This is a genomic window from Marinibium conchae (genome assembly GCF_015595035.1).
Lineage (GTDB): Bacteria > Pseudomonadota > Gammaproteobacteria > Enterobacterales > Alteromonadaceae > Glaciecola.
In genome coordinates, this window is record NZ_JADNRN010000001.1 from 937,775 (window position 1) to 961,343 (window position 23,569).

Below are 23,569 nucleotides of genomic sequence, written 5' to 3' on the forward strand. Positions count from 1 at the left end.
TTATCTTTAATATAAACTCCATTCTAATCAAGTAGAGCGCTTATGTCAGTCGAGTTTATTGCCGTAGATATTCCAAAAGAGGGTGAGCTGGTTGAAGTTGCTACAGGCATCTTTTGGTTACGTATGCCTTTGCCTTTTGATTTAGACCACATTAACTTGTATTTAGTAGATGATGGCGATGGCTATGCTCTTATCGATACAGGCATCGGTACTAAACGTGTCGAGGAGCTTTGGGAACTTATCTTAGCTAAGCTAGATAAAGGTATTTCAAAAGTTATTGTTACTCATATGCACCCAGATCATATTGGAATGGCAGGCTTTTTAGTTGATAAGTTCAAAGTGGCACTTTATATGAGTCACTCTGAGTACTTTGTTGCCCGAGCTATCTCTGCGGGCAGCAGAGGTGCTTCTGATTGGCAAGATGATAACTACTTAGTGCGTTGTGGTATGGGGTCGAAGTATATTGCTGATGCCCAGAAAAATCGCAGAGAAAGCAAAGGTGTAGGGCAGGTGATTCGTCCAATTCCAGTAGCGTTCGAGCGTTTGCAAGCCGGCGCTAGTATAAATCTGGGAGGTGAGTTATGGAGGGTTATTATTGGTCGTGGGCATTCTCCAGAGCATGTTTGTTTGTTCAATGATGAGCGAAAAATATTATTGTCTGGCGATCATGTTTTACCGATTATTTCCCCAAATATTGGTGTTTATAGTACTGAACCAAATGCTAACTCATTAGAAATGTACCTAAGTACTTTGCCGCCTTTTCTGGATTTGCCATCAGAAACACTCGTACTGCCGTCACATAAACAGCCTTTTCACGGTCTACATTCTCGGGTTGAGGCGCTATTGGCGCATCACCACTTGCATTTAAGTAATTTACGAGCGTTTTGTGCCCAAGAAAGGAGCATTAAAGAGTGTTTGCCGATACTTTTTAAGCGTGAGTTAAATCAGCACAACATGTTCTTTGCGATTGCTGAGGCATTTTCTCACTTAAATTATTTATATTTTTGCGGTGATTGTTCACGAGAGATTGGCAAAGATGGCGAGTATTTGTTTAAAACTAAAGAGGCTTAGATCTTGGCCTTCGCCAAGATGACGGGGATGCTATCGTAGCCGAGGTGTTTATCCCGTTATACCTACGGTGTCTATTGAGTCATTCCTGCGGTATTTGTCACGTCATTCCTGCGGTGTCTATTAGGTCATACCTGCGGCATTTGTTACGTCATTCCTGCGGAGGCAGGAATCTAGGCCCCTGCCTCCGCAGGGGCGACGGAGGTCCGGAGGGGTGACGGACGTTTCGCAGGGGTGACGTCCGTTTCGCAGGGGCGACAAAAGGTTCGCACGGGCGACTGCGTATTATAGATCGCTAGGATTCACCGCTTTTTTCTGAAGTGGTGCTGCTTTTGATTCATCAATTACTTTAGCACTATTCACTTTGAATACGGTGCCATATTGTGTCGTTGTAATCATGTTTGGCATTAGTTCTCCACTTAACTCAAGCACAAGACCGTCTCTCATGTGCTCCTTATTCAGTTCCATCGGCGTATATTTGCTGCCATCTTCTGCGATAAAACCATAAAAACCACCTTCCATGTCGTTCAGAACTATACGACCAGTAATCGTGGCTTTCTGGTTTTTAGCCTTTTCATTTTCCATGCTTAACTCGCTTAATTCGATTACTTTATCACCATCGACTTGGCTTAACTCCCTAGCTGGTGCTTTGGTATCTTGTGCTTCAACCGCTGCAGTGTTGGCAAGGTCATCATTTGGCTTGTCCTCCATGCAGGCGCTCAACATCACGCTGGCTGTTAATAGCATAAGCATTTTGCTGCTTTGTTTTTTGAGCATGCTCACTGTTCTGTTTGCTTTATTATTTTTGTTCATATTGCTCTCTTTTTGTTTGTCACTTGCTATTGTCGTTTGTCTAACTTGGCAGGGAACTGCTTTGCAAATCATGCTCGTTTCCCAAGCTTTGTATTATTGGTCTAGGACCATTAATTGCGCCATAAGTTTCACTACTCCATGAACAGTGCAATGTGCTGTGCCCCTTGCGAAGTTTTCCTGCCCATGCTTGTTCAAGACGCTCTATTTCGTAATATTCGGGACGAATTTCCCAACCTTCACTAATGCACTTTTGAATGATGGCATTGAAGCGGTCTATAGGGATCGCTTCAATGATATTAAGGTCATCTCGTTTATATTTATAAGCGATGTATTTTTTTCGTAAACCACTCATTAAACGCATTTTACTGATGTTTACCCAACTAAAAATGATGCATGTTAAATAAGATAACATACCTTGTTTATTTATTTTCGCCAACTAAAAAGCCGGCATTATTAATACCGGCTTTGTCTACTTCGAAAGCTGCAATGCAGCCGTGTTGTTAGTATTCAAACATCGCTGAAATAGATTCTTCGTTGCTTATACGACGAATAGTCTCTGCTAACATCTCTGATAGCGTGAGTTGTTTAACTTTCTTCAAAGCTCTGATTTCTTTACTTAAAGGTATGCTGTCGGTAATGATAATTTCATCGATTACTGAATCCCTCAAGTTCTGTGCAGCGTTACCTGAAAATATCGCATGTGTTGCATAAGCAAATACTCTAGCAGCGCCATTGTGTTTGAGTGCTTCAGCTGCTTTCGCTAGCGTGCCACCGGTATCAATCATATCGTCGACAATTATGCAGTCTCGTCCTTTTACATCACCGATGATATTCATCACCTGAGCAACGTTTGCTTTTGGTCTACGCTTATCAATAATAGCAAGGTCGGTGTCGTTCAACAGTTTAGCTGTCGCTCTCGCTCTGACAACACCGCCAATATCAGGAGAAACAACAATTGGATTCACAAAGTCTCGTTGGAACATATCGTCTAACAAGATTGGCGTGCCGAAAGCGTTATCAACAGGTACGTCGAAGAAACCTTGTATTTGCTCAGCATGGAGGTCGATGGTTAATACTCTGTCGACACCCACATTAGACAAAAAGTCAGCAACAACTTTTGCTGTAATTGGCACACGAGCAGAGCGCACACGGCGGTCTTGACGAGCATAACCAAAATAAGGGATTACCGCTGTGATACGTCCTGCAGACGCTCGACGAAAGGCGTCGATCATGACGATCAGTTCCATTAAGTTGTCGTTTGTAGGGGCGCAGGTAGATTGAATAATAAATACATCCGAGCCACGAACATTTTCGTGGATTTCTACGCTAATCTCACCATCACTGAAACGGCCAACACTGGCGTTTCCTAGCTTGGTGTACAAACGTTCGGCGACTTTCTGGGCGAGTTCAGGTACAGCATTTCCTGCAAAAAGCTTCATATCAGGCACAAGATTAATCCTCAGTGCGTTATTTTGGCGGTGGCTGGGGTAGCAGGACTTGAACCTACGAATGGCGGGATCAAAACCCGCTGCCTTACCAACTTGGCTATACCCCAATAAAGGTTTTAGCTTGTCAGGAATAACCTTCACCGTGCAACAGATAAGCTTAAAGTGCTTTATGTATGCCAGAGTGATTGACACCTTTGGCTACGAAACCTGTATAGTGACTAGGTAATTTGTCGAGCACATTTTGCGCGTCTTCTTTCGCATTAAAAACAGCAAAAACACTTGCGCCCGTTCCGGTCATCCGCGACGGTGCGTAGTGTAACAACCACTGTAATAAAGATGCAACTTCCTTATGCAATTTCGACACTAAAGTTTCACAATCGTTGTGCGTCCCTTCAAAGCTATAGTCAGAAAACTCAATTTTGGGTGTTGAGCGGGGTAGGTCGGGATGGGTGAATATGGCTTGAGTCGATACATGAACCTGTGGCGTGGCCACAAGATACCATTTTGTAGGAAGCTTCACAGGCACAAGTATTTCCCCCACACCTTGTGCAAATGCTGTTTTTCCCTGAACGAACACGGGAACGTCTGCACCTAGAGTTAAACCTAGCTTAGCAAGGTCTGCATTGCTCAACTCACATTTCCATAGTTTGTTTAGCACCAATAATACGGTGGCGGCATTAGATGATCCACCACCGATACCTCCGCCCATCGCTAGTCTTTTTTTAAGGTGAACGATACATCCGGCGCTCTCTGCCGCATAAGGCTTTAACAGCATCGCCGCTTTGTAAATCAGATTTTCTTGTTCTGGCACGCCGTCGATTTGCTTATGTAACGTAACCATGTTGCTTGAGTTCACTTGAAAGCCAAGCTCATCACCGTAGTCGAGCATTTGAAAAAGACTTTGTAATTGATGGTAGCCGTTTTCATAACGACCGTTAATATGCAGAAAAAGATTGAGTTTAGCTGGGCTGGGATACCAGTCTATTTTCGTAGCCATTCATCTACTCTAAATTTTAAGGTGGTTTCTTGATCAAAATTGGCAACAGTTATCGCATGTGGAAGCCACAAGCCGTCTAATTGCTTATAATTTGCGTAGGTGATTTGCCAGCCTGCGCAGCGAAAGCAGCTCGGAGATATTTTACGTGGTAAGCCTTGTTGATTGAGTTCGATGATGTCTTGCTCATTACTTGCCCCTTTTATCCAAAATATTAGGTTGTCGAGGGGGAGAAGCCAGCCAGTTGTACGATAAATCAATGCTTCCTTTGATTCATCTTCATATAGCTTACCGTCGGCCTCCAGGCTGGCTGACTGACTATCTGCGTTTAGTTTTAGTAACGATACCCCGAGTAAATTGGTGAGTTTGAAGTCGGTCTGATCCTCTAATTGTTCCCAATTTAAGTAAGCACTTTGTCTTTCTTTGGGGCTAATTATGGCTATTTTCCCTGATAACTCCCAACGTGTTAGCATCGACAATTTCTCTTCGTTACTTAATTGACTATAATTGTCGGGCAAAGCGTCAATTTGCTCTTTTGTGGTCGTTTTGCATGCACTTAGCATAACTAGCGTGATGATGATTATTACGCTGTGTTTTAGCCAATCGGGCTCAGTCAATGTCATATCGGATTTTAGTCTTTACCTTCGTTATCATGCCCAAAGGTTAACAAATTTCTTTAGAAAATCGATAAAAAGCTGGAAATTAGCTCAATATCAATTCTTTAGCGGCTATTTCTTCCATTCATTTGTGCTTTTTCGTACAATGCCGCGACAAATAACGCTCGGGCACCAGCAAAATTTTTTAATGACCATTATCGCACTTGGAATCAACCATAAATCAGCTCCAGTCGAGCTGAGAGAAAAGGTTGCCTTTTCCCCAGATAAACTCGCACAAGCGTTGCAGTCTTTTTCTGTGAGCACGAATGCTGAGCAAATGGTTATATTGTCTACCTGTAATCGCACCGAAGTTTATGCTAGCGCTTCTGCGGCAAACGAGGCTGAAAATTTAAGGCAATGGTTAGCCGATTTCCATCAAACAAATCCACAGATGCTTATCGAGCACTCCTACATCAAGCAAGATGACGATGCTATTGAGCATTTGATGCAAGTAGCCTGTGGCTTAGACTCTCTGATTTTAGGGGAGCCGCAAATACTCGGGCAGGTGAAACAGGCTTACACTGAAGCTAAAAACGCCGGTAAAATAAATACTGAATTTGAAAAGTTGTTTCAATCAACTTTCTCGATAGCAAAGAAAGTGCGAACCGAAACCGATATCGGCGCAAATGCTGTTTCTGTGGCATTTGCTGCTGTTCAGTTGGCAAAACAGATTTTTTCTCGTTTGGACAAAAGTAACGTGCTACTCGTTGGTGCTGGCGAAACAATTGAACTTGTCGCAAAACACCTAATTGACGCCCAGACCCAAACGATTACCGTTGCTAACAGAACACTCTCAAGAGCGGCAGCACTAGCCGAAAGCCTAGACGGTAAAGCCATCACAATCAGCCAGGTGCCCGAACATCTAGCTAATGCTGACGTGGTAATAAGTTCCACTGCCAGCTCATTGCCTCTGATCGGAAAGGGAATGGTAGCGACGGCACTGAAGCAACGTAAACATAAGCCCATGTTGCTAATTGACCTTGCGGTTCCCCGTGATGTTGAGCAAGAGGTTGGTGAACTTGACGACGCTTATCTATACACCGTTGATGACCTACAAAATATTGTTGAGAAAAACGTCGCAAATAGAGAAGTGGCTGCAAATCAAGCTGAGCAAATGATTAAGCAACAGGTAAAAGACTATCGCTACTGGCAGCAACACTATCAAAATGTCGATTTAATTAAGAATTATAGAGAAAATGCCCATAAACAACGCGACGAACTTCTGCAAAAAGCGATAAAGCAAGTCGCAGATGGCGCTAAACCTGAGGATGCGATGCAAGAGCTAGCGTTTAAGCTCACTCAGTCAATGCTGCATGGGCCGACAAAAGCCCTACAACAAGCAAGTAAACTAGAACAAGATACACAACTTAGTCTTTTATCCAATGCTTTGGGTTTAGCGTCAGTTGAGAAAAGTGAAACAGGAAAATAATGAAACAATCAGTAGTGCAAAAATTAGAGCAGTTGGTTGAACGCTTTGAAGAGGTTCAAGCCTTACTAGGTGATCCAGACGTTATCGGTAACCAAGATAAGTTTCGCAGTTTATCTAAAGAATATGCCCAACTAGAAGAGCTCGTCAAACAATTTGGGGCTTATCAAGCCGCTCAGGAAGATATTGCATCATCGCTTGAGATGTTAAAGGAAGATGATGAAGAGATGCGCGAAATGGCCCAAGAAGAATTAAAGGAGGCTAAGCTCCGCGTTGAGGAACTTGAGTTAAGCCTTCAGGTGTTGCTGTTACCAAAAGATCCTAACGATGATAATAGTTGTTTCTTGGAAATAAGAGCTGGAGCTGGCGGTGATGAAGCCGCTATTTTTGCTGGTGACCTGTTTCGGATGTATAGCCGTTATGCGGAAACCAAAGGCTGGCGGCTAGAGTTGATGAGCGCCAACGAAGGTGATCATGGCGGTTATAAAGAAATTATCGTCAATATTAGCGGTGATGGTGCTTACGGAGTGATGAAGTTTGAGTCGGGTGGGCATAGGGTGCAGCGTGTACCTGAAACTGAATCTCAGGGCAGAATTCACACCTCAGCCTGTACAGTAGCAGTATTGCCAGAAATACCTGAATCCGAGGCAATTGAAATCAATTCAGCCGATTTGCGTGTAGATACCTACCGAGCCTCGGGTGCGGGGGGACAGCATGTTAACAAAACCGACTCAGCTATTCGACTCACACACATTCCTACTGGCGTTGTTGTTGAGTGTCAAGACGAGCGCTCGCAGCACAAAAACCGAGCCAAAGCGATGTCTGTGCTACAGGCCCGTCTTAATCAACTGGAAGAAGACAAACGCAATGCCGAAGAAGCTAGCACTCGACGCAGCCTTGTAGGAAGTGGCGACCGCTCTGAACGCATACGAACCTATAACTTTCCGCAGGGTCGAGTAACCGACCATCGAATTAACCTTACCTTATATAAATTGGATGATGTGATTGCTGGCGATTTGGGTGCGCTGATGGAACCCATACGACAAGAACATCAAGCTGACATGCTCGCGTCTCTTTCAGAAGAGCATTAATGCACACAAGCCTTGCCGAATTGTTCGATGAACTTCAGGATAACGCTGTCAGTTTGGCCGACTGTGTTGCCTGTGGCCGCAAAATACTGCACGCGGAGCAGAGGATGCTTACCTATAATGAGCCGGATTTAGAAGCAAAAATACTTGCCGGACATGCCTTTGGAGTGTCGCCTACTGAGCTACTTACCGAATATGATCGCGCTGTTAAACTCAGTCAGAAACAACGTTACATTAGTTGTCTGCGCCAACGTATTGAGGGGCAACCAATCGGCTACATCACCGGAGAACAAGCTTTTTGGACGCTTTCCTTGGAGACTTCTCGCGAAACGCTTATTCCGCGGGCTGATACCGAAACTTTGGTCGAATCAGCTTTAGCCCTTGAGTTACCAGCAAACGCGAACGTGCTCGACTTAGGCACCGGCACTGGCGCTATCGCCTTGGCCTTGAAGTCGGAAAGGCCACATTGGAAGGTGACGGGCAGCGATTTTAAGCAAACTATTGTTGAGCTTGCACGGCGCAATGCGAAACGTAATGAGCTTGAGGTTGAGTTTCTAAAAAGCGACTGGTTCTCTGCTATTAATATGCTTTGTGATGCTAATTCGGCTAAAAGCGCTTTCGACTTGATTGTTTCAAATCCCCCCTATGTTGAGTCGCAGTCTGCCTATTTGCAGCAAGGTGATTTGCTTCATGAGCCAAGTTCCGCACTTGTATCTGGTGTAGACGGTCTAGAAGATATCAGGCATATTATAGGAAAAGCTCATAACTATCTAAATTCGAACGGTTATTTGCTTATTGAGCATGGTTTTGAGCAATCTGCAGATATCCAAGCGTTGTTAGCATCAGCGGGTTACACGTCGATTGAAAGCAAAAAAGATCTCAATGGATTGGACCGAGTTACTCTTGGTCAACTCGTCTAATACTCTGAAAGTAAAGGAATAAATATGTACCAAATGGCGCTTCATCTGCACGTTACAGCGGTTGTTATAAGTCTTTCTTTGTTCGCATTTCGCTTTGTACTCAGTATGAAAGCCCACCCAATGCTTCAAAAAAAATGGTTGAAAATTCTTCCTCATGTTGTTGATACGGCGCTTTTAGGTTCGGCTATTTGGTTACTTACGCTATCTCCTATGGTAGGCGTTGACGGTTGGGTCGCGAGTAAAGTTATTGGGGTTTCGTTGTACATTGTGTCGGGATTTTTCGCTTTAAAATGGGCTAAAAATAATCGCTCGAGAGTTATTGGTTTCGCATGTGCAGTCATTTGGGTGATGCTAACCGCCTCAATAGCTTACTCAAAACAGCCTTTTTCTTTCTTAGTCTAATTTCCCTTGAGCAACTGCTAAGAATGTCAGCAGACATGAGCGTTGCAGTTTGTTTGTAACAATGAAGCTTGTTAGGTATTAATTTTTTTATTTTGTAAGGTGGTAAATGGTGATTTCTCAAGTAAATGTGCAGCAATTACAGGTCGATAATAATGCGCCATTCGTGTTGTTTGGTGGCATGAATGTATTGGAATCACGAGATTTGGCAATGCGTATTGCCGAAACTTACAAGGAAGTAACGACTAAACTTGGAATTCCCTACGTATTTAAAGCATCATTTGATAAAGCAAATCGTAGCTCAATTAATTCCTATCGAGGCCCAGGCATGGACGAAGGCTTACGGATTTTTGAAGACATCAAAACCAGTTTTGATCTGCCGATCATCACAGATGTACATGAACCATATCAAGCTGCACCCGTTGCCGAAGTAGTTGATGTCATTCAATTACCAGCCTTCCTAGCGCGCCAAACAGACTTAGTGGTCGCGATGGCGAAAACTAATGCAGTTATCAACGTCAAAAAACCTCAGTTTTTAGCCGCACATGAAATGAAGCACATTATTAGCAAATTTGCTGAGGCGGGTAACAATAAAATTTTGCTTTGCGAAAGAGGTTCTTGTTATGGCTATAACAATCTGATTGTTGATATGTTGGGAATGGATGAGATGAAAACCATGGCCCCAGTTATTTTCGATGCCACGCACGCTCTACAGAAACCTGGTGGAAGAAGTGATTCTGCAGACGGTCGTCGACAGCAAGCGGCAGAATTAGCTCGCAGTGGTATAGCATTGGGTATTGCTGGTTTATTCATAGAGTCGCATCCCGATCCCGATAACGCAAAATGTGATGGTCCCTGTGCGCTGCCTCTCGATAAACTTGAAGGTTATTTACGCCAAATGAAAGCAATTGATGATCTAGTAAAAAGCTTTCCGCCGTTGAATATCAAATAGAATCGGTTAGTATGGATGGTACGCAGCGGGCCTAAGCCTCGTAAATCAGCACTTTTGACAGCGCATTGAGCCAAGGATATATCCGATGATGGAAATGACAGTTCCCCTTCTTCCTGACGAATCAGAGAAAGTAGAGGTTATTGCTATACACTGCTCCGAGGGCGACAGAGTGGATCATCATCAGTGTATACTTGATATCGAAACTGACAAAGTTGTGTTGGAAATCTTTGCTCCCGCCGACGGTGTTATTCATAGTATTAACGTTAATGTAGGCGATAAGCTTGCGCAAGAATCCCTCTTGTGTGTGCTGAAGTCGGATAAAGATACCTATCAAGAGGATGTTGACCATATTCAGGCAATGTTTGAAGCCGATTTAGGGGAAAAGCGTGCCGGTGATGAAAAGTCAGGTAAAGCCGATGTCCTCAACATGAGCTCTGTCGCGAGCCTAAATGCTCAATCAAGCGCTCAACTAAACGCTCAGCCTAAAGCAGAACCAAACGCAGAGCCTAACACAGAACAAAACACAGAACAAAACGCACAAGTAAATGCCCCTATCGCACAAACACCAGCGACAGAGAATATCGAAGCAACAGTTAGGCCTGAGCAAGCTAAAGCCGAACAAGCTGAAGTAGAACAAGCTGAAGTAGAACCAGTTGAAGTAGAACCAGTTGAATTAGAACCAGTTGAAGTAGAACCAGTTGAAGTAGAACAAGTTGAAGTAGAACAAGTTGAAACAGAGCAAGCTACAGAAGAACAATTGAGGCCAGAACAAAGCAAGCTAGAAAGAGCGTTGTTAGAGCGGTCAAAGCAAGAACAGACGTCTTCTCAGCAAGCGCCTTTTTCTGAGCCTGAAACTGAGACAGAAATTGAGCATTTCATTGGTGATGACGCAGAAGCCACTCATGCACAAGTTAACCATACAGAAAGCCCTAAGCAAAATAGTAATGAAAATAAGGTGAGCTTGCAGGTGGAAGATGAGAGCAATAGTGGTTTCACTATTTTCATTTCGGTTCTTGTGGTGCTAGGTGCTGCGGCTTTCTCGATACAGTATTTCAAACTCTGGCCAGTGATTCAGGAGTTTTTAGAGCGTTTCATTTAGGGGCTGGGCCAGATGTCAGAAGCTGTAATCTTATTACATGGTCTTGCTAGAAGTGCTTCCTCCATGGCGAAGCTTGAGGGCGCCTTATCAGACAATGGCTACGAAGTGCTTAATATCGACTACCCATCAACAAAGCATGATATTGAGGCGCTTGCCGATTTGGCGATTGCTGAGCCCGTAGCTCGCTTACAGCATAAGTCTTCTATTCATTTTGTTACCCACTCTATGGGGGGCATATTGGTTCGTCATTTTCTTCATGAAAACACATTGCCAAACCTAGGAAAGGTGGTAATGCTAGGGCCACCTAATCACGGTAGTGAGGTGGTTGATAAACTACATAAACTGCCAGGCTTTAAAACTGTTAACGGTCCCGCTGGCCTCCAGCTAGCAACGAATGACCAAAGTGTTCCTAATCAGCTTGGTCCCGCAGACTTTGAGCTGGGTATCATTGCTGGGTCAAGAAGTATTAACCTGATACTCTCTACTCTCATCCCGCAACCTAATGATGGTAAAGTATCGGTAGAAAGCTCTAAAGTTGACGGTATGAACGATCATCTCACTTTACCAGTAACTCACACCTTCATGATGCGAAATAAAGAGGTTATTGAGCAAGTATTGGGTTTTTTACAAAATGGCGAGTTTCAAACGTAGCAGCATTTCTTATATTTTTTCTTGCTTTGGCAAGGGCAAAGCTCATTTCTTTCAGGTTTATACAATCCGCTCAACTTTCCCTCTTTTCCTGATTTGTAAAACCATTTTCCTAATATAGTTTCGAAATAGGAATGTTCGTGCAAGTTGTAAAAGCTACCATTTGATTGGTAAGTCGCTACAAACTCCACTTCAGCAAAGTACTCTTGAGGGCTTAAGGCTTGAATTGGACTAGTATTAATAACCTTAAGACAAAGCCATTGAGTCGCTTCTGCACTTTCCTCCAGATCTTGCTTTGTTAGCGTATCAAGAGTGCTGGGGTGGTGCGTATCGATGATATAGTCGAAACTATGGCAAGCGAATGCACTGTAACGTGAGCGCATTAACTGTTCTGGTGTTTCGGCTGACTGTTGTTGGATGATAACTTTACAACAAAGCTCAAATGGCGTTTCTGTTCCGCAATAACACATAATTTGTCTTCGATTTTATTGAGTGATTTGGTCGAGTATACTGTTTTTCGCGTATGACCTTTACTACAGACTATAGTTTTGTTGTATTTTTACAAGAAAAGGGTTTCGAAGCCGCGAATAGACTTTCCATGTTATGTAGTGCATCAATGATATTCTTAACACGTCCGATCAGTTGAGGACATTGATGCTTTTTACATTACTAGCTATATAAAAACGCCGCGTTTTCCTTTAAAATCACGCGCACGAATTAGGGCTTGCAGATTTGCATTAATGTAATTGTGCGCTTTTTGATTGAAATTCAACAACAAAGCCCATTGAACTGATACACCCGTTTAACCGCTAACCAGCATTAGGAACTTTAATGACTACTGATACACCAAAGATCATTTATACGATTACAGATGAAGCACCAGCACTCGCAACGCACTCACTACTACCAATTATCAAAGCTTTCACTGCTTCTTCTGGTATTCAAGTCGAAACTCGTGATATTTCATTGGCTGGTCGTATCATTGCTAACTTTCCTGACTACCTAACTGAAGAGCAACGTATTGGTGATGCACTAGCAGAATTGGGTGACTTGGCAAAGACACCTGAAGCCAACATTATCAAACTGCCTAACATCAGCGCATCCGTTCCTCAGTTGCAAGCAGCGATAAAAGAACTTCAAGACAAAGGCTATGCTTTACCGAATTATCCAGAAGATCCAAAAACTGAAGAAGAGCAAAAGATAAAATCGACTTACGCGAAGGTTCTTGGTTCTGCCGTCAACCCAGTATTACGCGAAGGTAATTCTGATCGCCGTGCGCCGAGCTCTGTAAAGCAGTACGCTCGTAATAATCCGCATTCAATGGGAGCATGGTCTGCGGACTCTAAGTCTCATGTGGCGCATATGGAAGCAGGGGATTTTTATGGTAGCGAGCAATCTACTACCGTAGCTGGTGCGCAAGACGTTCGAATCGAATTCGAAAATAAGGCTGGAGAAGTTTCAGTATTAAAAGAAAAAGTATCTTTGCTTGATAAAGAAATTATAGATGCTTCGGTAATGAGCAAATCTAAATTAGTAGCCTTTTTCGATAAAGAAATCAACGCCGCAAAGGAACAGGATGTTTTGTTGTCTTTGCACATGAAGGCAACCATGATGAAAGTATCGGATCCAATCATTTTCGGCCATGCGGTAGAAGTTTTTTATAAAGACGTTTTTGCTAAGCATGCTGATACCTTTGCCGAAATTGGTGTCGACGTAAGAAATGGTTTGGGCGATGTTTACGCAAAAATTGCATCTCTTCCAGCAGATAAAAAAGCTGAAATTGAAGCGGATATACAAGCTGTTTATGCTGTGCGCCCTGATATGGCAATGGTTGATTCTGATCGTGGTATCACCAACTTGCACGTTCCTAGTGACGTCATCATTGATGCATCGATGCCTGCTGCTATTCGAGCTTCTGGTCAAATGTGGGGGCCTGACGGCAAGCAAAAAGACACTAAATTCATGATCCCTGATCGCAACTACGCTGGCGTTTTTGCTAGTGTTATCGAGTTTTGTAAGAAACATGGTGCGTTCGATCCAACAACAATGGGAACCGTACCTAACGTTGGCTTAATGGCTCAAAAGGCTGAGGAGTATGGATCACATGACAAAACATTTAACCTCGCTGAAGACGGGACAGTACGCGTTGTTAATGCAGCGGGCGATGTCTTGCTTAGCCACAGCGTAGAGCAAGGCGATATTTGGAGAATGTGTCAGGCCAAAGACGCACCTATTCAAGATTGGGTGAAACTTGCTGTAACGCGAGCGCGCGCTACGGATACTCCTGCTATATTCTGGTTAGATGCTGACCGTGCTCACGATGCTCAGATGATCAAGAAAGTGACAACATACTTAAAGGATCATGACACCAGTGGTTTAGATATTCAGATTATGAGCCCTGTGGAAGCGACAGAGTTTACGCTTCAGCGTTGCGCGAAGGGCCAAGATACGATTTCCGTAACGGGCAATGTGTTACGAGATTACCTAACCGATCTTTTCCCAATCCTAGAATTGGGAACAAGTGCGAAAATGTTGTCAATCGTACCGCTAATGAACGGTGGTGGATTGTTTGAAACTGGTGCGGGCGGCTCTGCTCCTAAGCACGTTCAGCAATTTGAAAAAGAAAATCACTTGCGCTGGGATTCTTTAGGTGAGTTTTTAGCACTGGCTGCTTCTTTAGAGCATTTGAGTGTAAATACCGACAAGCCTAAAGCTAAGGTATTAGCTGACACTCTTGATAGAGCTACCGCTAAGTTCTTGCAAGAGAATAAGTCACCGTCGAGGAAAGTTAATGAATTAGATAACCGTGGTTCGCATTTCTACTTAGCTCTGTATTGGGCTCAAGAATTAGCAAATCAGACGGATGATTCGGCGCTAAAAGCACAATTTACGCCCGTTTCTGAAAAGTTGACGGCGGCTGAAGCAACCATCGTTGGTGAGTTAAACGATGCTCAGGGTGTTGCTGTCGATATCAATGGCTACTATTTTGCCGATGATGCGAAGGCATCAAGTGCAATGCGTCCTAGTGCAACGCTTAACGACGTATTAGCTGCAATTTAGTTCTGTCATCGCTCAATAAAAAAAGGCTATTCCGAAAGGGATAGCCTTTTTTGTTGCAATTGAATTTTAATATTTGTAGTCCCAATAACCACTTAGCAATAGCGCCTTCAAACACTCGCTGAAAGTGTCATTTTCTAAAATGTTAGCAGCGAAATGGTTTCGCAAATGAATCTCACGGCAATCTACTACTTTTTGAATATGCTCCGACATGGCAATACTTGTTGAAAATCTCTCGCCATTAACAAAGAATTCAAACTCTTCGCCAGATTGCTCTTGTGCGTAAATGGCTTTTATTCCTGATTGACGTAAAAGCGTTGCTCCAGAGGCAAGTGCACGGTCAACTTCTTCTATTTCTTCTTGGCTTAACTCGTAGTCGTAGTCCGGAAGGGATTGCCTGCTGAGGTATTGAACAATGGCTGATTCAGCATTTTTTGAGAAAATAAGCGAAGCAAGCTCGTCTTTTATTTTCTTCATTTCAAGCGCGGTGATTGCTCCAGGCCTAAGCTCGCCGGATCGCTGCTGCATAGTCTTATTGTCGGTATATCGGGTGTCAGCATTTTCAAAGGCATGCTCATCTATAATACCTGTGAGTAATTCTACGTCGGTATGAGCCCTAAAACCAATGCTGTAATTCATACATGGTTCAAGCGCTACCCCATTGTGAGGGTGCTTCGGAGGAATATATACAACATCACCAGGTCTGAGCACTTCATCAATAACTGGCTCGAAGCCTTTAATCTGTTTAAGTAAGGGATGAACGATATTTTCTTCAAAAGACGATGGTAAACCTACTTGCCAACGCCGGCTTCCTTTCCCCTGAAGTATAAATACGTCATACTCGTCGAGATGGGGGCCAACACCACCGCCTTCCACTGAATAGCTTACCATTACATCATCAAGTCGCCAGTGCGGAATAAAGCGAACCAAGTCGGTCAAATAGTCGATATTATCTATAAATTTATCAACGCCTTGAACGAGTATAGTCCACTTTCCTTTGCAAAATTTTTTAAAGTTGTTTATCGGTCCTTGCTCAACATGCCATTGACCCTTATCGAAAGACACAATTCGACTATCGATATCTAGCTCCTCAGCGAGACCAGCTAAATGTTCTTCGCTAATTGGATCTTTATAATCGGGAAGGAATGCTCTGATTATGCAGGGTTTTTGTTGCCAATAGTTGGCGATAAATTCATCTTTGTTAAATTGTTCAATGATCATGAATATTTGCTTCTCCTAATAAGCAATATGTTGAAACGCGGCTAATTCCTTTAGCACAACTTTTGTATTGTGTTGAATGAGTGCTGAATTGCTAGTGCCGCTAACTATACAACATCATGTGTGAACAAACTCGTATATCATGCCGTTTGCGCTTGATTCTAGTCTATAAGACAGGTTATTGGGGTTCCCTCAAGGAATAAAAAAGAACAAAAATAAGCTATTTATGGCTTTTACTGCCACAGTACTCACTTTTGCCTGAGATGCTTTTTCTCAAGTGTATGTATTAACATAAAGGCTGATGTAAGGTCGTGGTAGATAGATATGAACTAATGTACTCAATCTCAGCACTGAGTTATGAATATGTAGCTTGGTGCTCGCTTATGTTTGCGAGCGAAGGCAAATGAGCTGTGTGGATTGCATAACAAGCGTGGCTATTACAACAGGCGTAGCTATTACAACAGGCGTGGCTCACGTCCTTGTGGGGCCATCTACTTTGCTAAATACAAGGTTTTATTGTTCGGCCAATAACTGGTCGACCAACCTTATTGCATCACCAATATATGTGGCTGGACTTAACTGCTTTAATTCTGCTTTCACTGGATCTGGTAAGTCTAGGCTATCTATGAAGTCTGCCATCACTTCGGCATCAACCTTTTTGCCGCGGGTAAGCTCCTTAAGTTTTTCATAAGGCTTTTCGATCCCGTATCTGCGCATAACTGTTTGGATTGGCTCGGCGAGAAGCTCCCAATTGCTGTTGAGTTCTGCAGCTAAGCTAGCTTCATTAACTTGTAGTTTACTTATGCCTTTCAGAGTGGCTTGGTATGCAATTACAGCATAACCAATGCCGACACCTAAATTTCTAAGCACTGTTGAATCCGTAAGGTCACGTTGCCATCGACTCACAGGCAGTTTGCTCGATAAATGCCCCAATATCGCATTTGCTATGCCCAAGTTTCCTTCGGAGTTTTCAAAATCAATAGGGTTTACTTTATGCGGCATAGTGGAAGAGCCAATTTCACCGGCAATAGTCCGTTGTTTGAAGTGTCCGAGTGCTATATAGCCCCACACATCACGGTCAAAATCAATGATGATAGTGTTGAATCGTGCGATCGCATCATAGAGCTCAGCAATGTAATCATGTGGCTCAATTTGAGTGGTAAAAGCGTTCCAGCTAATCCCTAAGCTCTCAACGAAGCGCTGCGCAAAAGCCTGCCAATCAGCATCTGGGTAAGCACTTAAATGTGCATTATAGTTACCAACAGCACCATTAATCTTGCCCAGCAAATTTACTTGTGCAATCTGCTTGCGCTGACCTTGTAATCGCACTGCTACGTTTGCCATTTCCTTACCCATGGTAGTAGGAGAGGCTGGTTGCCCGTGCGTTCTTGCCATCATTGGAATTGTTTTATATTCACTGGCGAGACGTTTTAGCTCCTCAATGAGTTTGTCGGCGTAAGGAAGCAACACCTCGTCCCGCCCGCCTTTTAGCATCAGAGCATGTGAAAGGTTATTGATGTCCTCTGATGTACAGGCAAAATGGATGAACTCATTGATAGCATTAAGTTCAGCATTATCAGCGACCTTTTCTTTTAAAAAATACTCTACCGCTTTGACGTCATGATTAGTGGTTGCTTCAATGTCCTTGACTCGTTGCGCGTCGGCTTCGCAAAAATTATCAATGATGTTGTTTAGTAAGGTATTTGCTTCGCTTGAAAACGTCGGCACTTCCACAACGTCGTCAAAATTAGCAAGAGCTTGTAGCCAACGAATTTCAACTATTACGCGTTGCTTAATTAGGCCGTACTCACTGAAATACTCTCTTAATTCTTTTGTTTTACTTCCATAGCGACCGTCTACAGGTGAGAGGGCGGTGAGTGCAGATAAATTCATTGCGGGTCCTTAGTAAATAGTGACATAGAGTCAAACTCGGTGTTGATTATTAAAGTCTGTTTGGCTTTGATTATGGGCATGTTGTGTAAATGCATGATCACGAAATTACACGCAGTGCTTGTTTAGCAGAGCTTAATATATGCCCTTTGTTAAATAAAATTTGGCGACGTTTTCCACCCATTTGTCGCCATAGAACAGCAGCTCGAACGCCTGCCAATAGCAAGGCTCTTACTTTATGCTGAATCACAGGTTGCGCGAGGTATTGTTGGCTACCAGCAACTTGTATTTTAGGTGCAAGCGGGCTGATAATGTCGGTATAAATACTCGCAAGCGAAGACACTATTTGTTGGTGTTCGAAGTCGACGTGCGCTAGTTGGCGTTGAACATGAGAAATACGTTCGCCTAAGTCTTTCAGAGCTCCAGTGTTTTTGCTCAGTTTGCGCTCTAAACTCAAAATTGAGGCTACGTAGCGCGTGATTAAGACGTCTTTGTTCTTAGTTTCGCCGTCGAGTTGTTCGACAACTGTTGTGAAGCCAATACGCAAATTGGGTAAGGAGCCAAATACTTGCTGAGGATTGTCGGGTGAAACGACTAAAATACTAGAGATACTGGCCTCAAACGCAAGAGTGTCGGCTTCCCCTGTCTGAGCGATAGCTTTTACTAATGACGCTGCTTGGCAAACACCAGCGAGGGCCAGTTGATTTTCAATGTTGGGGCTTATCATTTGCATGCCTTCCTAAGAGCCGATACTGTCAACAGCGACGGCAGGCTTGGCGATACTTTGAATTTTGTTGTCAGCAATATAACCAAAGATGATGCCGCCACCAAGACAACGATCGCCTTGATAGAAAACGGCAGACTGCCCTGGAGTGACAGCCTTTTGTGGCTCATCAAACATAACCGTTACTGAGCCATCAGAATTGGGTGTCACTTCACAGGGAATATCTTGTTGGCGATATCGTGTTTTTACCAGCATTCGAGTTTTGTCAGAAGGCCCTGTGCGATCGACCCAATGCAGTTGCATTGCAAGCAAGCCATCGGAGTATAGACGAGGGTGGTCTGCCCCTTGTCCTACGATGAGGACATTGCGCGCGACATCTTTATCAACAACGTACCATGGCGCATCACCATGATCCTTCTTGCCGCCAATGAGTAAACCTTTGCGTTGGCCAAGAGTGTGGTACATCAAACCCTCATGCTCACCAATTTCCTCTCCCTCAGCCGTTTCAATAATTCCTGGCTTGGCGGGTAAATACTGCGCTAAGAAGTCTTTGAACTTTCTTTCACCAATGAAGCATATACCGGTGCTGTCTTTTTTATTGTGAGTTACTAAACCCTGTTGCTCAGCAATTTCCCGTACCTTCGGTTTTTCAATGTTACCCACGGGGAAGAGTGTTTTGGCGATATGTTCATGACTGAGCGTGTATAAGAAATAACTTTGGTCTTTATTGCTATCTAAACCTCTAACCATTGCCCAAGTGTCGTTTTCTAGCCGGCGCTGCACATAATGCCCAGTAGCAATGTAGTCTGCACCTAGGTCCTCTGCCGCAAACTCTAAAAAGGCCTTAAATTTGATTTCTTTATTACAGATAATGTCGGGGTTTGGTGTGCGTCCCGCTCGGTATTCTTCTAAGAAGTACTCAAAAACGTTGTCCCAATACTCGGCGGCAAAATTGATAGTGTGTAAATGTATGCCTAATTTATCAGCAACTGCTTGTGCATCAGCCAAGTCTTGTGCTGCGGCACAATACTCGTCATTGTCGTCCTCTTCCCAATTTTTCATGAAGAGGCCTTCTACTTGATAGCCCTCTTGCTGGAGCAAATAAGCAGAAACCGACGAATCTACTCCGCCAGACATGCCTACAATAACTTTAGTTTCTGATTTTGGTTTAGAATCCAACACTGAGCTCCTATACGGCTAAAAATCTAGCGGACATTGCAATGCGACTAAAGAGGTAAGTTTGCTCTTTTTTAAGGGCGCAGATAATAACAATAATCAAAGATTATTTGTAGCTTTGTTGTAGTATTTAGGGTGCTAGCATATTACAGACTGCGGTACTGACCATTGCTAATATTGTCTAGTGTCCAATCGCCAATACGATACCTAATTAATCGAAGCGTCGGAAAGCCTATATGAGCAGTCATTCGACGAACTTGACGGTTTTTGCCCTCAGTAATGGTAATACTGAGCCATGTTGTTGGAATCGCTGCTCTAAATCTGACTGGCGGATTTCTTTGCCATATATCAGGTTCACTTATTATGCTGATTTGCGCTGGTTTGGTCTTGCCGTCTTTCAGCTCAACGCCCTTCCTGAGCTTATCGAGATCGCTTTCGTTCGGGCTTCCTTCAACTTGTACCCAATAGGTTTTTGCTGTTTTTTTATCGGGAGAAGCAATTTGGTGCGCAAGCTTCCCATCATTGGTAAGCAATAGCAGCCCCTCACTATCGCGGTCAAGTCGACCCGCTGCATAAACATCTTTAACATCGATATAGTCTTTAAGAGTGCTACGGCCGTCTTGATCGGTAAATTGCGTTAGCACCATGTAAGGTTTATTAAATAATAGTATTTTGCGGTTGGCATTTGTTATTGCCGCTTTTTTTGTCGAAGGTATTTTTTTATTAGGATCGTTTTGCAAAGCTGCTTTTTTTCTATGACGATAAAATGTGGCGCGAGCGTTTTTCACAATGAGCTAACTTGGCTTGGGTTACATGTTGCAATTATCGCATGCTTCTGATTATTTTGTTAAGCATTCATATTGCGAAATATATTTCAGGCACAAAAAAGCAGGCGTTGCCTGCTTTTTTATCGAGTTTGCTTATTAGAGTGTGGGAATTACCTTTCCGGTTCTTCCGAACTCAAACCGATGTTCTCGGCATGCAAGCCCTTTGGACCTTGCTGAACTTCATAAGTCACTTCCTGGCCCGCTTTCAGGGAACGATAGCCGTCCATCTTGATAGTAGAATAATGTGCGAAAATATCCTCGCCACCATCTTCAGGAACGATGAAACCGAAACCTTTAGCATTGTTAAACCACTTAACTTTGCCGACTGCCATACTACTACTTCCTTTTCTTGAACCTTGAAATACCGCTAAATTACCCCCACACTAGGAGAGAGCAACAGGTGTGACTCACATCTGAAGCATCACATACTAAAACTGTAGGTTTTTTAACCATTGTTTGTCAAGTGTAAATTACACGAAGTGACTATTTGTTTAAAAAAGTGTTCCTGTTGGGCTTTTTAACACTATTATGTATCTATGACTAAAGAAAACACCATAAACATTGACGGCGAGAAGCAAATTGACACCGTCAAAAAGAAAGTTGAGCCACCACCTATGTATAAGGTGTTGCTAAACAACGACGATTACACGCCCATGGATTTCGTTATTGAAGTTCTGGTTACCTATTTTAATATGGATACTGAGAAAGCTAATCAACTCATGCTTACGGTTCACTATGAAGGAAAAGCAGTATGTGGCATATTTACTGCAGAGATTGCAGAGACAAAAGTCATGCAGGTGAATCAGTACTCACGAAAAAATCAGCATCCATTGATGTGTACAATGGAACCTGCACATTGAGTAAGGGGAAATAATGCTAAATAAAGATTTAGAACAAACGTTAAATGATGCTTTTGTGTTTGCGCGTCAAAATAGGCATGAGTTCATGACAGTCGAACATCTATTGTTGATGCTTTTAGACAATGCAGCAGCGCAAGAAGCATTGAAAGCTTGTGGGGCGAGTATTGAAACACTTCGCGTAGAACTCACTGCTTTCGTAAACGAAACGACACCTCTTATGTCAGAGCAACAAAGCACTGAGAGAGAAACACAGCCTACTCTAGGTTTCCAGCGAGTGCTTCAGAGAGCCGTTTTTCACGTACAATCATCAGGCAAAGGTGAGGTCACGGGTGCTAATGTACTAGTGGCCATCTTCAGTGAGCAGGAATCCCAAGCCGTATACATTTTAAAGAAAGCAGATGTTACTCGTCTGGACGTTGTGAATTTCATCTCTCACGGGGTCAGCAAGGCCGAGGACGAAGGTGACTCGCCCGACGAGGTCGCGCAAGAGGGTGAAGACGGCGATGAAAACCAATCAATGCTCTCCAAGTATGCAAGCAACCTAAATGTTGCCGCAAAAGAGGGCAAGATAGACCCGCTCATTGGTCGTGACAAAGAACTAGAGCGCAGTATTCAAGTGTTGTGTCGCCGACGAAAAAATAATCCTTTGTTGGTTGGGGAAGCTGGTGTAGGTAAGACTGCTATTGCCGAAGGTCTGGCCTACAGGATCGTAAAAGATGACGTGCCTGACGTTATTGCCTCCTCGACAGTTTACTCCCTAGATCTAGGCGGGTTGCTGGCAGGTACGAAATATCGCGGCGACTTCGAGAAACGCCTTAAAGGTATACTTAAAGAGTTAAGTAAAGACCCTGACGCAATTTTATTTATAGACGAAATCCATACCATTATTGGTGCTGGCGCAGCGTCGGGCGGTGTAATGGATGCATCAAATTTACTCAAACCGAAATTAAGTAGCGGTGAATTACGTTGTATTGGTTCAACAACCTATCAGGAATATCAAGGGATCTTTGAGAAAGATCGTGCTTTGGCAAGACGCTTCCAAAAGGTAGACGTAGTTGAACCAAGTGTCGCCGATACAACCAAGATATTAATGGGGTTAAAATCACGTTATGAAGAGCACCATAGTGTGAGATACACCCAAAAAGCCCTAGCTGCTGCGTCGGAATTATCAGCTAAATATATAAGTGAAAGACATTTACCCGACAAAGCTATCGACGTAATGGATGAGGCTGGAGCGAGTCAACGGCTGTTACCTGCGTCAAAACGCAAGAAAACAATTAATGTTGCCGACATCGAACAAATAATTGCCAAAATTGCGCGTATTCCTGAGAAGTCGGTGAGTGCGTCGGATAAAGAAGTTCTTAAAAACCTTGGGCGTAACCTTAAAATGGTTGTGTTTGGCCAAGACAATGCAATTGAAACGCTTTCTGACGCCATTCAATTGTCGCGCTCTGGTTTGGGTAACGAGGCGAAACCGATTGGTAGTTTCATGTTTGCTGGCCCCACTGGCGTAGGTAAAACCGAGGTAACTCAACAGCTTGCTAAAATTATGGGCGTTGAGCTTGTGCGTTTCGATATGTCTGAATATATGGAGCGACATGCTGTATCCCGTTTGATTGGCGCCCCACCTGGTTATGTAGGTTATGACCAAGGCGGACTGCTCACTGACGCTGTGATTAAAAATCCTTACTGCGTTGTGCTGCTTGATGAAATGGAAAAAGCGCACTCGGATATTTACAATATTTTGCTTCAGGTAATGGATCACGGCACGCTTACCGACAACAATGGACGTAAAGTTGATTTTCGTAACGTTGTGTTAGTGATGACGACAAATGCTGGCGTACAAGAAACAATTCGCAAGTCGATAGGCTTTAAGCAGCAAGACCATAGTCATGATGCAATGTCGGCGATTAACAAAACCTTCTCGCCCGAATTTAGAAACAGACTAGACAGTATCGTTTGGTTCAATCATCTGGATGAAGATGTTATTTTGCAAGTTGTTGATAAATTCATTATTGAACTACAAGCTCAACTTGACCAAAAAGGTGTTTCTCTTGAGGTAACAGACAAAGCAAGAGATTGGTTAGCAAAAACGGGTTACGACAAATCAATGGGGGCTCGCCCGATGGGTAGAGTGATACAAGAACAACTTAAGAAAGAACTAGCGGCAGAGTTGTTGTTCGGCAAACTTGCCTCCGGCGGCGAAGTGAAAGTAGATCTAAATAAAGAGAAGCTAACCTTCACTTATACGTCAATAAGTAAAGAGAAGAGTGAAGCCTAGACCTTAGTATTAACGACTAATTATC

The 23,569-nt window shown here is 43.4% G+C and carries 23 protein-coding genes and 1 tRNA gene; 11 read left to right on the forward strand and 13 right to left on the reverse strand.

The window, feature by feature from the left end; translation table 11 throughout:
- Positions 1-42 precede the first annotated feature (42 nt).
- Positions 43-1,071, forward strand: coding sequence for an MBL fold metallo-hydrolase (locus ISG33_RS03980; protein WP_195732231.1), 1,029 nt, complete (start codon positions 43-45; stop codon positions 1,069-1,071).
- A 282-nt stretch (positions 1,072-1,353) separates the two neighbouring features.
- Here the strand turns inward: ISG33_RS03980 and ISG33_RS03985 are convergent, their stop codons facing one another.
- The 6 genes from ISG33_RS03985 to lolB form a co-directional block, all read right to left on the reverse strand.
- A complete protein-coding gene (locus ISG33_RS03985; RefSeq protein ID WP_195732232.1) occupies positions 1,354-1,881 on the reverse strand; it encodes a hypothetical protein in 528 nt (175 codons plus the stop codon).
- Between the two features lie 40 nt (positions 1,882-1,921).
- Entirely contained in the window at positions 1,922-2,233 is a 312-nt protein-coding gene (locus ISG33_RS03990) for a hypothetical protein (protein WP_195732233.1), read from the reverse strand.
- A 148-nt stretch (positions 2,234-2,381) separates the two neighbouring features.
- The gene (locus ISG33_RS03995; RefSeq protein WP_195732234.1) at positions 2,382-3,329 is read right to left on the reverse strand and encodes a ribose-phosphate pyrophosphokinase; all 948 of its coding nucleotides are present in this window, start codon (positions 3,327-3,329) and stop codon (positions 2,382-2,384) included.
- A gap of 31 nt (positions 3,330-3,360) precedes the next feature.
- Positions 3,361-3,436, reverse strand: a tRNA-Gln gene (locus tag ISG33_RS04000).
- A gap of 50 nt (positions 3,437-3,486) precedes the next feature.
- On the reverse strand, positions 3,487-4,326 hold the full coding sequence (gene ispE / locus ISG33_RS04005) for a 4-(cytidine 5'-diphospho)-2-C-methyl-D-erythritol kinase (RefSeq protein WP_195732235.1): 840 nt from the start codon (positions 4,324-4,326) through the stop codon (positions 3,487-3,489).
- Positions 4,311-4,946 (reverse strand): lipoprotein insertase outer membrane protein LolB, encoded by a 636-nt coding sequence (lolB, locus tag ISG33_RS04010; protein ID WP_195732236.1) that lies wholly within the window; start codon positions 4,944-4,946, stop codon positions 4,311-4,313. Before lolB ends, ispE begins: the two co-directional genes overlap by 16 nt.
- Before the next feature lie 181 nt (positions 4,947-5,127).
- Here lolB and hemA point away from each other — a divergent pair, with 181 nt between their 5' ends.
- The 7 genes from hemA (at position 5,128) to ISG33_RS04045 (ending at position 11,514) form a co-directional block, all read left to right on the forward strand.
- A complete protein-coding gene (gene hemA / locus ISG33_RS04015; RefSeq protein ID WP_195732237.1) occupies positions 5,128-6,408 on the forward strand; it encodes a glutamyl-tRNA reductase in 1,281 nt (426 codons plus the stop codon).
- Positions 6,408-7,496, forward strand: a complete 1,089-nt coding sequence (gene prfA / locus ISG33_RS04020; protein WP_195732238.1) for a peptide chain release factor 1 — start codon at positions 6,408-6,410, stop codon at positions 7,494-7,496. The genes hemA and prfA overlap by 1 nt, the downstream gene beginning before the upstream one ends.
- Positions 7,496-8,413 carry a peptide chain release factor N(5)-glutamine methyltransferase gene (gene prmC / locus ISG33_RS04025; RefSeq protein WP_195732239.1) on the forward strand — a complete coding sequence of 306 codons (918 nt, stop codon included), beginning with the start codon at positions 7,496-7,498 and terminating at the stop codon, positions 8,411-8,413. The genes prfA and prmC overlap by 1 nt, the downstream gene beginning before the upstream one ends.
- Positions 8,414-8,437: 24 nt before the next feature.
- Positions 8,438-8,815, forward strand: coding sequence for a SirB2 family protein (locus tag ISG33_RS04030; protein WP_195732240.1), 378 nt, complete (start codon positions 8,438-8,440; stop codon positions 8,813-8,815).
- 106 nt (positions 8,816-8,921) lie between these two features.
- Complete coding sequence (gene kdsA, locus ISG33_RS04035; RefSeq protein WP_195732241.1) at positions 8,922-9,764, forward strand: 3-deoxy-8-phosphooctulonate synthase; 843 nt, start codon at positions 8,922-8,924, stop codon at positions 9,762-9,764.
- An 85-nt stretch (positions 9,765-9,849) separates the two neighbouring features.
- The gene (locus ISG33_RS04040; protein WP_195732242.1) at positions 9,850-10,863 is read left to right on the forward strand and encodes a biotin/lipoyl-containing protein; all 1,014 of its coding nucleotides are present in this window, start codon (positions 9,850-9,852) and stop codon (positions 10,861-10,863) included.
- A 12-nt stretch (positions 10,864-10,875) separates the two neighbouring features.
- On the forward strand, positions 10,876-11,514 hold the full coding sequence (locus ISG33_RS04045) for an esterase/lipase family protein (RefSeq protein ID WP_195732243.1): 639 nt from the start codon (positions 10,876-10,878) through the stop codon (positions 11,512-11,514).
- Here the strand turns inward: ISG33_RS04045 and ISG33_RS04050 are convergent.
- A complete protein-coding gene (locus ISG33_RS04050; RefSeq protein ID WP_195732244.1) occupies positions 11,505-11,981 on the reverse strand; it encodes a YchJ family protein in 477 nt (158 codons plus the stop codon). The two genes, ISG33_RS04045 and ISG33_RS04050, sit on opposite strands and share 10 nt — an antisense overlap.
- A 361-nt stretch (positions 11,982-12,342) precedes the next feature.
- Between ISG33_RS04050 and ISG33_RS04055 the strand changes: the two genes are divergently transcribed.
- On the forward strand, positions 12,343-14,571 hold the full coding sequence (locus ISG33_RS04055) for an NADP-dependent isocitrate dehydrogenase (protein WP_195732245.1): 2,229 nt from the start codon (positions 12,343-12,345) through the stop codon (positions 14,569-14,571).
- A 66-nt stretch (positions 14,572-14,637) separates the two neighbouring features.
- Here the strand turns inward: ISG33_RS04055 and ISG33_RS04060 are convergent, their stop codons facing one another.
- The 6 genes from ISG33_RS04060 to cspD all read right to left on the reverse strand — a co-directional run bounded on the left by ISG33_RS04060 (position 14,638) and on the right by cspD (position 20,735).
- On the reverse strand, positions 14,638-15,789 hold the full coding sequence (locus ISG33_RS04060) for a JmjC domain-containing protein (protein ID WP_195732246.1): 1,152 nt from the start codon (positions 15,787-15,789) through the stop codon (positions 14,638-14,640).
- A 510-nt stretch (positions 15,790-16,299) separates the two neighbouring features.
- On the reverse strand, positions 16,300-17,679 hold the full coding sequence (gene purB, locus ISG33_RS04065; protein ID WP_195732247.1) for an adenylosuccinate lyase: 1,380 nt from the start codon (positions 17,677-17,679) through the stop codon (positions 16,300-16,302).
- A 97-nt stretch (positions 17,680-17,776) separates the two neighbouring features.
- A complete protein-coding gene (gene hflD, locus ISG33_RS04070; protein WP_195732248.1) occupies positions 17,777-18,403 on the reverse strand; it encodes a high frequency lysogenization protein HflD in 627 nt (208 codons plus the stop codon).
- Positions 18,404-18,415: 12 nt separating this feature from the next.
- On the reverse strand, positions 18,416-19,582 hold the full coding sequence (gene mnmA, locus ISG33_RS04075) for a tRNA 2-thiouridine(34) synthase MnmA (RefSeq protein WP_255528852.1): 1,167 nt from the start codon (positions 19,580-19,582) through the stop codon (positions 18,416-18,418).
- Positions 19,583-19,722: 140 nt separating this feature from the next.
- Positions 19,723-20,292, reverse strand: coding sequence for a pseudouridine synthase (locus ISG33_RS04080; protein WP_229333495.1), 570 nt, complete (start codon positions 20,290-20,292; stop codon positions 19,723-19,725).
- 221 nt (positions 20,293-20,513) lie between these two features.
- Entirely contained in the window at positions 20,514-20,735 is a 222-nt protein-coding gene (gene cspD / locus ISG33_RS04085) for a cold shock domain-containing protein CspD (RefSeq protein ID WP_195732250.1), read from the reverse strand.
- 204 nt (positions 20,736-20,939) lie between these two features.
- On the opposite strand from cspD, the gene clpS reads away from it, so the two are divergent.
- On the forward strand, positions 20,940-21,263 hold the full coding sequence (gene clpS, locus ISG33_RS04090) for an ATP-dependent Clp protease adapter ClpS (protein WP_195732251.1): 324 nt from the start codon (positions 20,940-20,942) through the stop codon (positions 21,261-21,263).
- A gap of 13 nt (positions 21,264-21,276) precedes the next feature.
- Complete coding sequence (gene clpA, locus ISG33_RS04095; RefSeq protein WP_195732252.1) at positions 21,277-23,544, forward strand: ATP-dependent Clp protease ATP-binding subunit ClpA; 2,268 nt, start codon at positions 21,277-21,279, stop codon at positions 23,542-23,544.
- Positions 23,545-23,569 lie beyond the last annotated feature (25 nt).

Bases quoted from the DNA above. Each gene is read 5' to 3' on its own strand.
- ISG33_RS03980 (WP_195732231.1), top strand. From the start codon at position 43: ATGTCAGTCGAGTTTATTGCCGTAGATATTCCAAAAGAGGGTGAGCTG.
- ISG33_RS03985 (WP_195732232.1), bottom strand. From the start codon at position 1,881: ATGAACAAAAATAATAAAGCAAACAGAACAGTGAGCATGCTCAAAAAA.
- ISG33_RS03990 (WP_195732233.1), bottom strand. From the start codon at position 2,233: ATGAGTGGTTTACGAAAAAAATACATCGCTTATAAATATAAACGAGAT.
- ispE (WP_195732235.1), bottom strand. From the start codon at position 4,326: ATGGCTACGAAAATAGACTGGTATCCCAGCCCAGCTAAACTCAATCTT.
- lolB (WP_195732236.1), bottom strand. From the start codon at position 4,946: ATGACATTGACTGAGCCCGATTGGCTAAAACACAGCGTAATAATCATC.
- hemA (WP_195732237.1), top strand. From the start codon at position 5,128: ATGACCATTATCGCACTTGGAATCAACCATAAATCAGCTCCAGTCGAG.
- prfA (WP_195732238.1), top strand. From the start codon at position 6,408: ATGAAACAATCAGTAGTGCAAAAATTAGAGCAGTTGGTTGAACGCTTT.
- prmC (WP_195732239.1), top strand. From the start codon at position 7,496: ATGCACACAAGCCTTGCCGAATTGTTCGATGAACTTCAGGATAACGCT.
- ISG33_RS04030 (WP_195732240.1), top strand. From the start codon at position 8,438: ATGTACCAAATGGCGCTTCATCTGCACGTTACAGCGGTTGTTATAAGT.
- kdsA (WP_195732241.1), top strand. From the start codon at position 8,922: ATGGTGATTTCTCAAGTAAATGTGCAGCAATTACAGGTCGATAATAAT.
- ISG33_RS04040 (WP_195732242.1), top strand. From the start codon at position 9,850: ATGATGGAAATGACAGTTCCCCTTCTTCCTGACGAATCAGAGAAAGTA.
- ISG33_RS04045 (WP_195732243.1), top strand. From the start codon at position 10,876: ATGTCAGAAGCTGTAATCTTATTACATGGTCTTGCTAGAAGTGCTTCC.
- ISG33_RS04050 (WP_195732244.1), bottom strand. From the start codon at position 11,981: ATGTGTTATTGCGGAACAGAAACGCCATTTGAGCTTTGTTGTAAAGTT.
- ISG33_RS04055 (WP_195732245.1), top strand. From the start codon at position 12,343: ATGACTACTGATACACCAAAGATCATTTATACGATTACAGATGAAGCA.
- ISG33_RS04060 (WP_195732246.1), bottom strand. From the start codon at position 15,789: ATGATCATTGAACAATTTAACAAAGATGAATTTATCGCCAACTATTGG.
- purB (WP_195732247.1), bottom strand. From the start codon at position 17,679: ATGAATTTATCTGCACTCACCGCCCTCTCACCTGTAGACGGTCGCTAT.
- hflD (WP_195732248.1), bottom strand. From the start codon at position 18,403: ATGATAAGCCCCAACATTGAAAATCAACTGGCCCTCGCTGGTGTTTGC.
- cspD (WP_195732250.1), bottom strand. From the start codon at position 20,735: ATGGCAGTCGGCAAAGTTAAGTGGTTTAACAATGCTAAAGGTTTCGGT.
- clpS (WP_195732251.1), top strand. From the start codon at position 20,940: ATGACTAAAGAAAACACCATAAACATTGACGGCGAGAAGCAAATTGAC.
- clpA (WP_195732252.1), top strand. From the start codon at position 21,277: ATGCTAAATAAAGATTTAGAACAAACGTTAAATGATGCTTTTGTGTTT.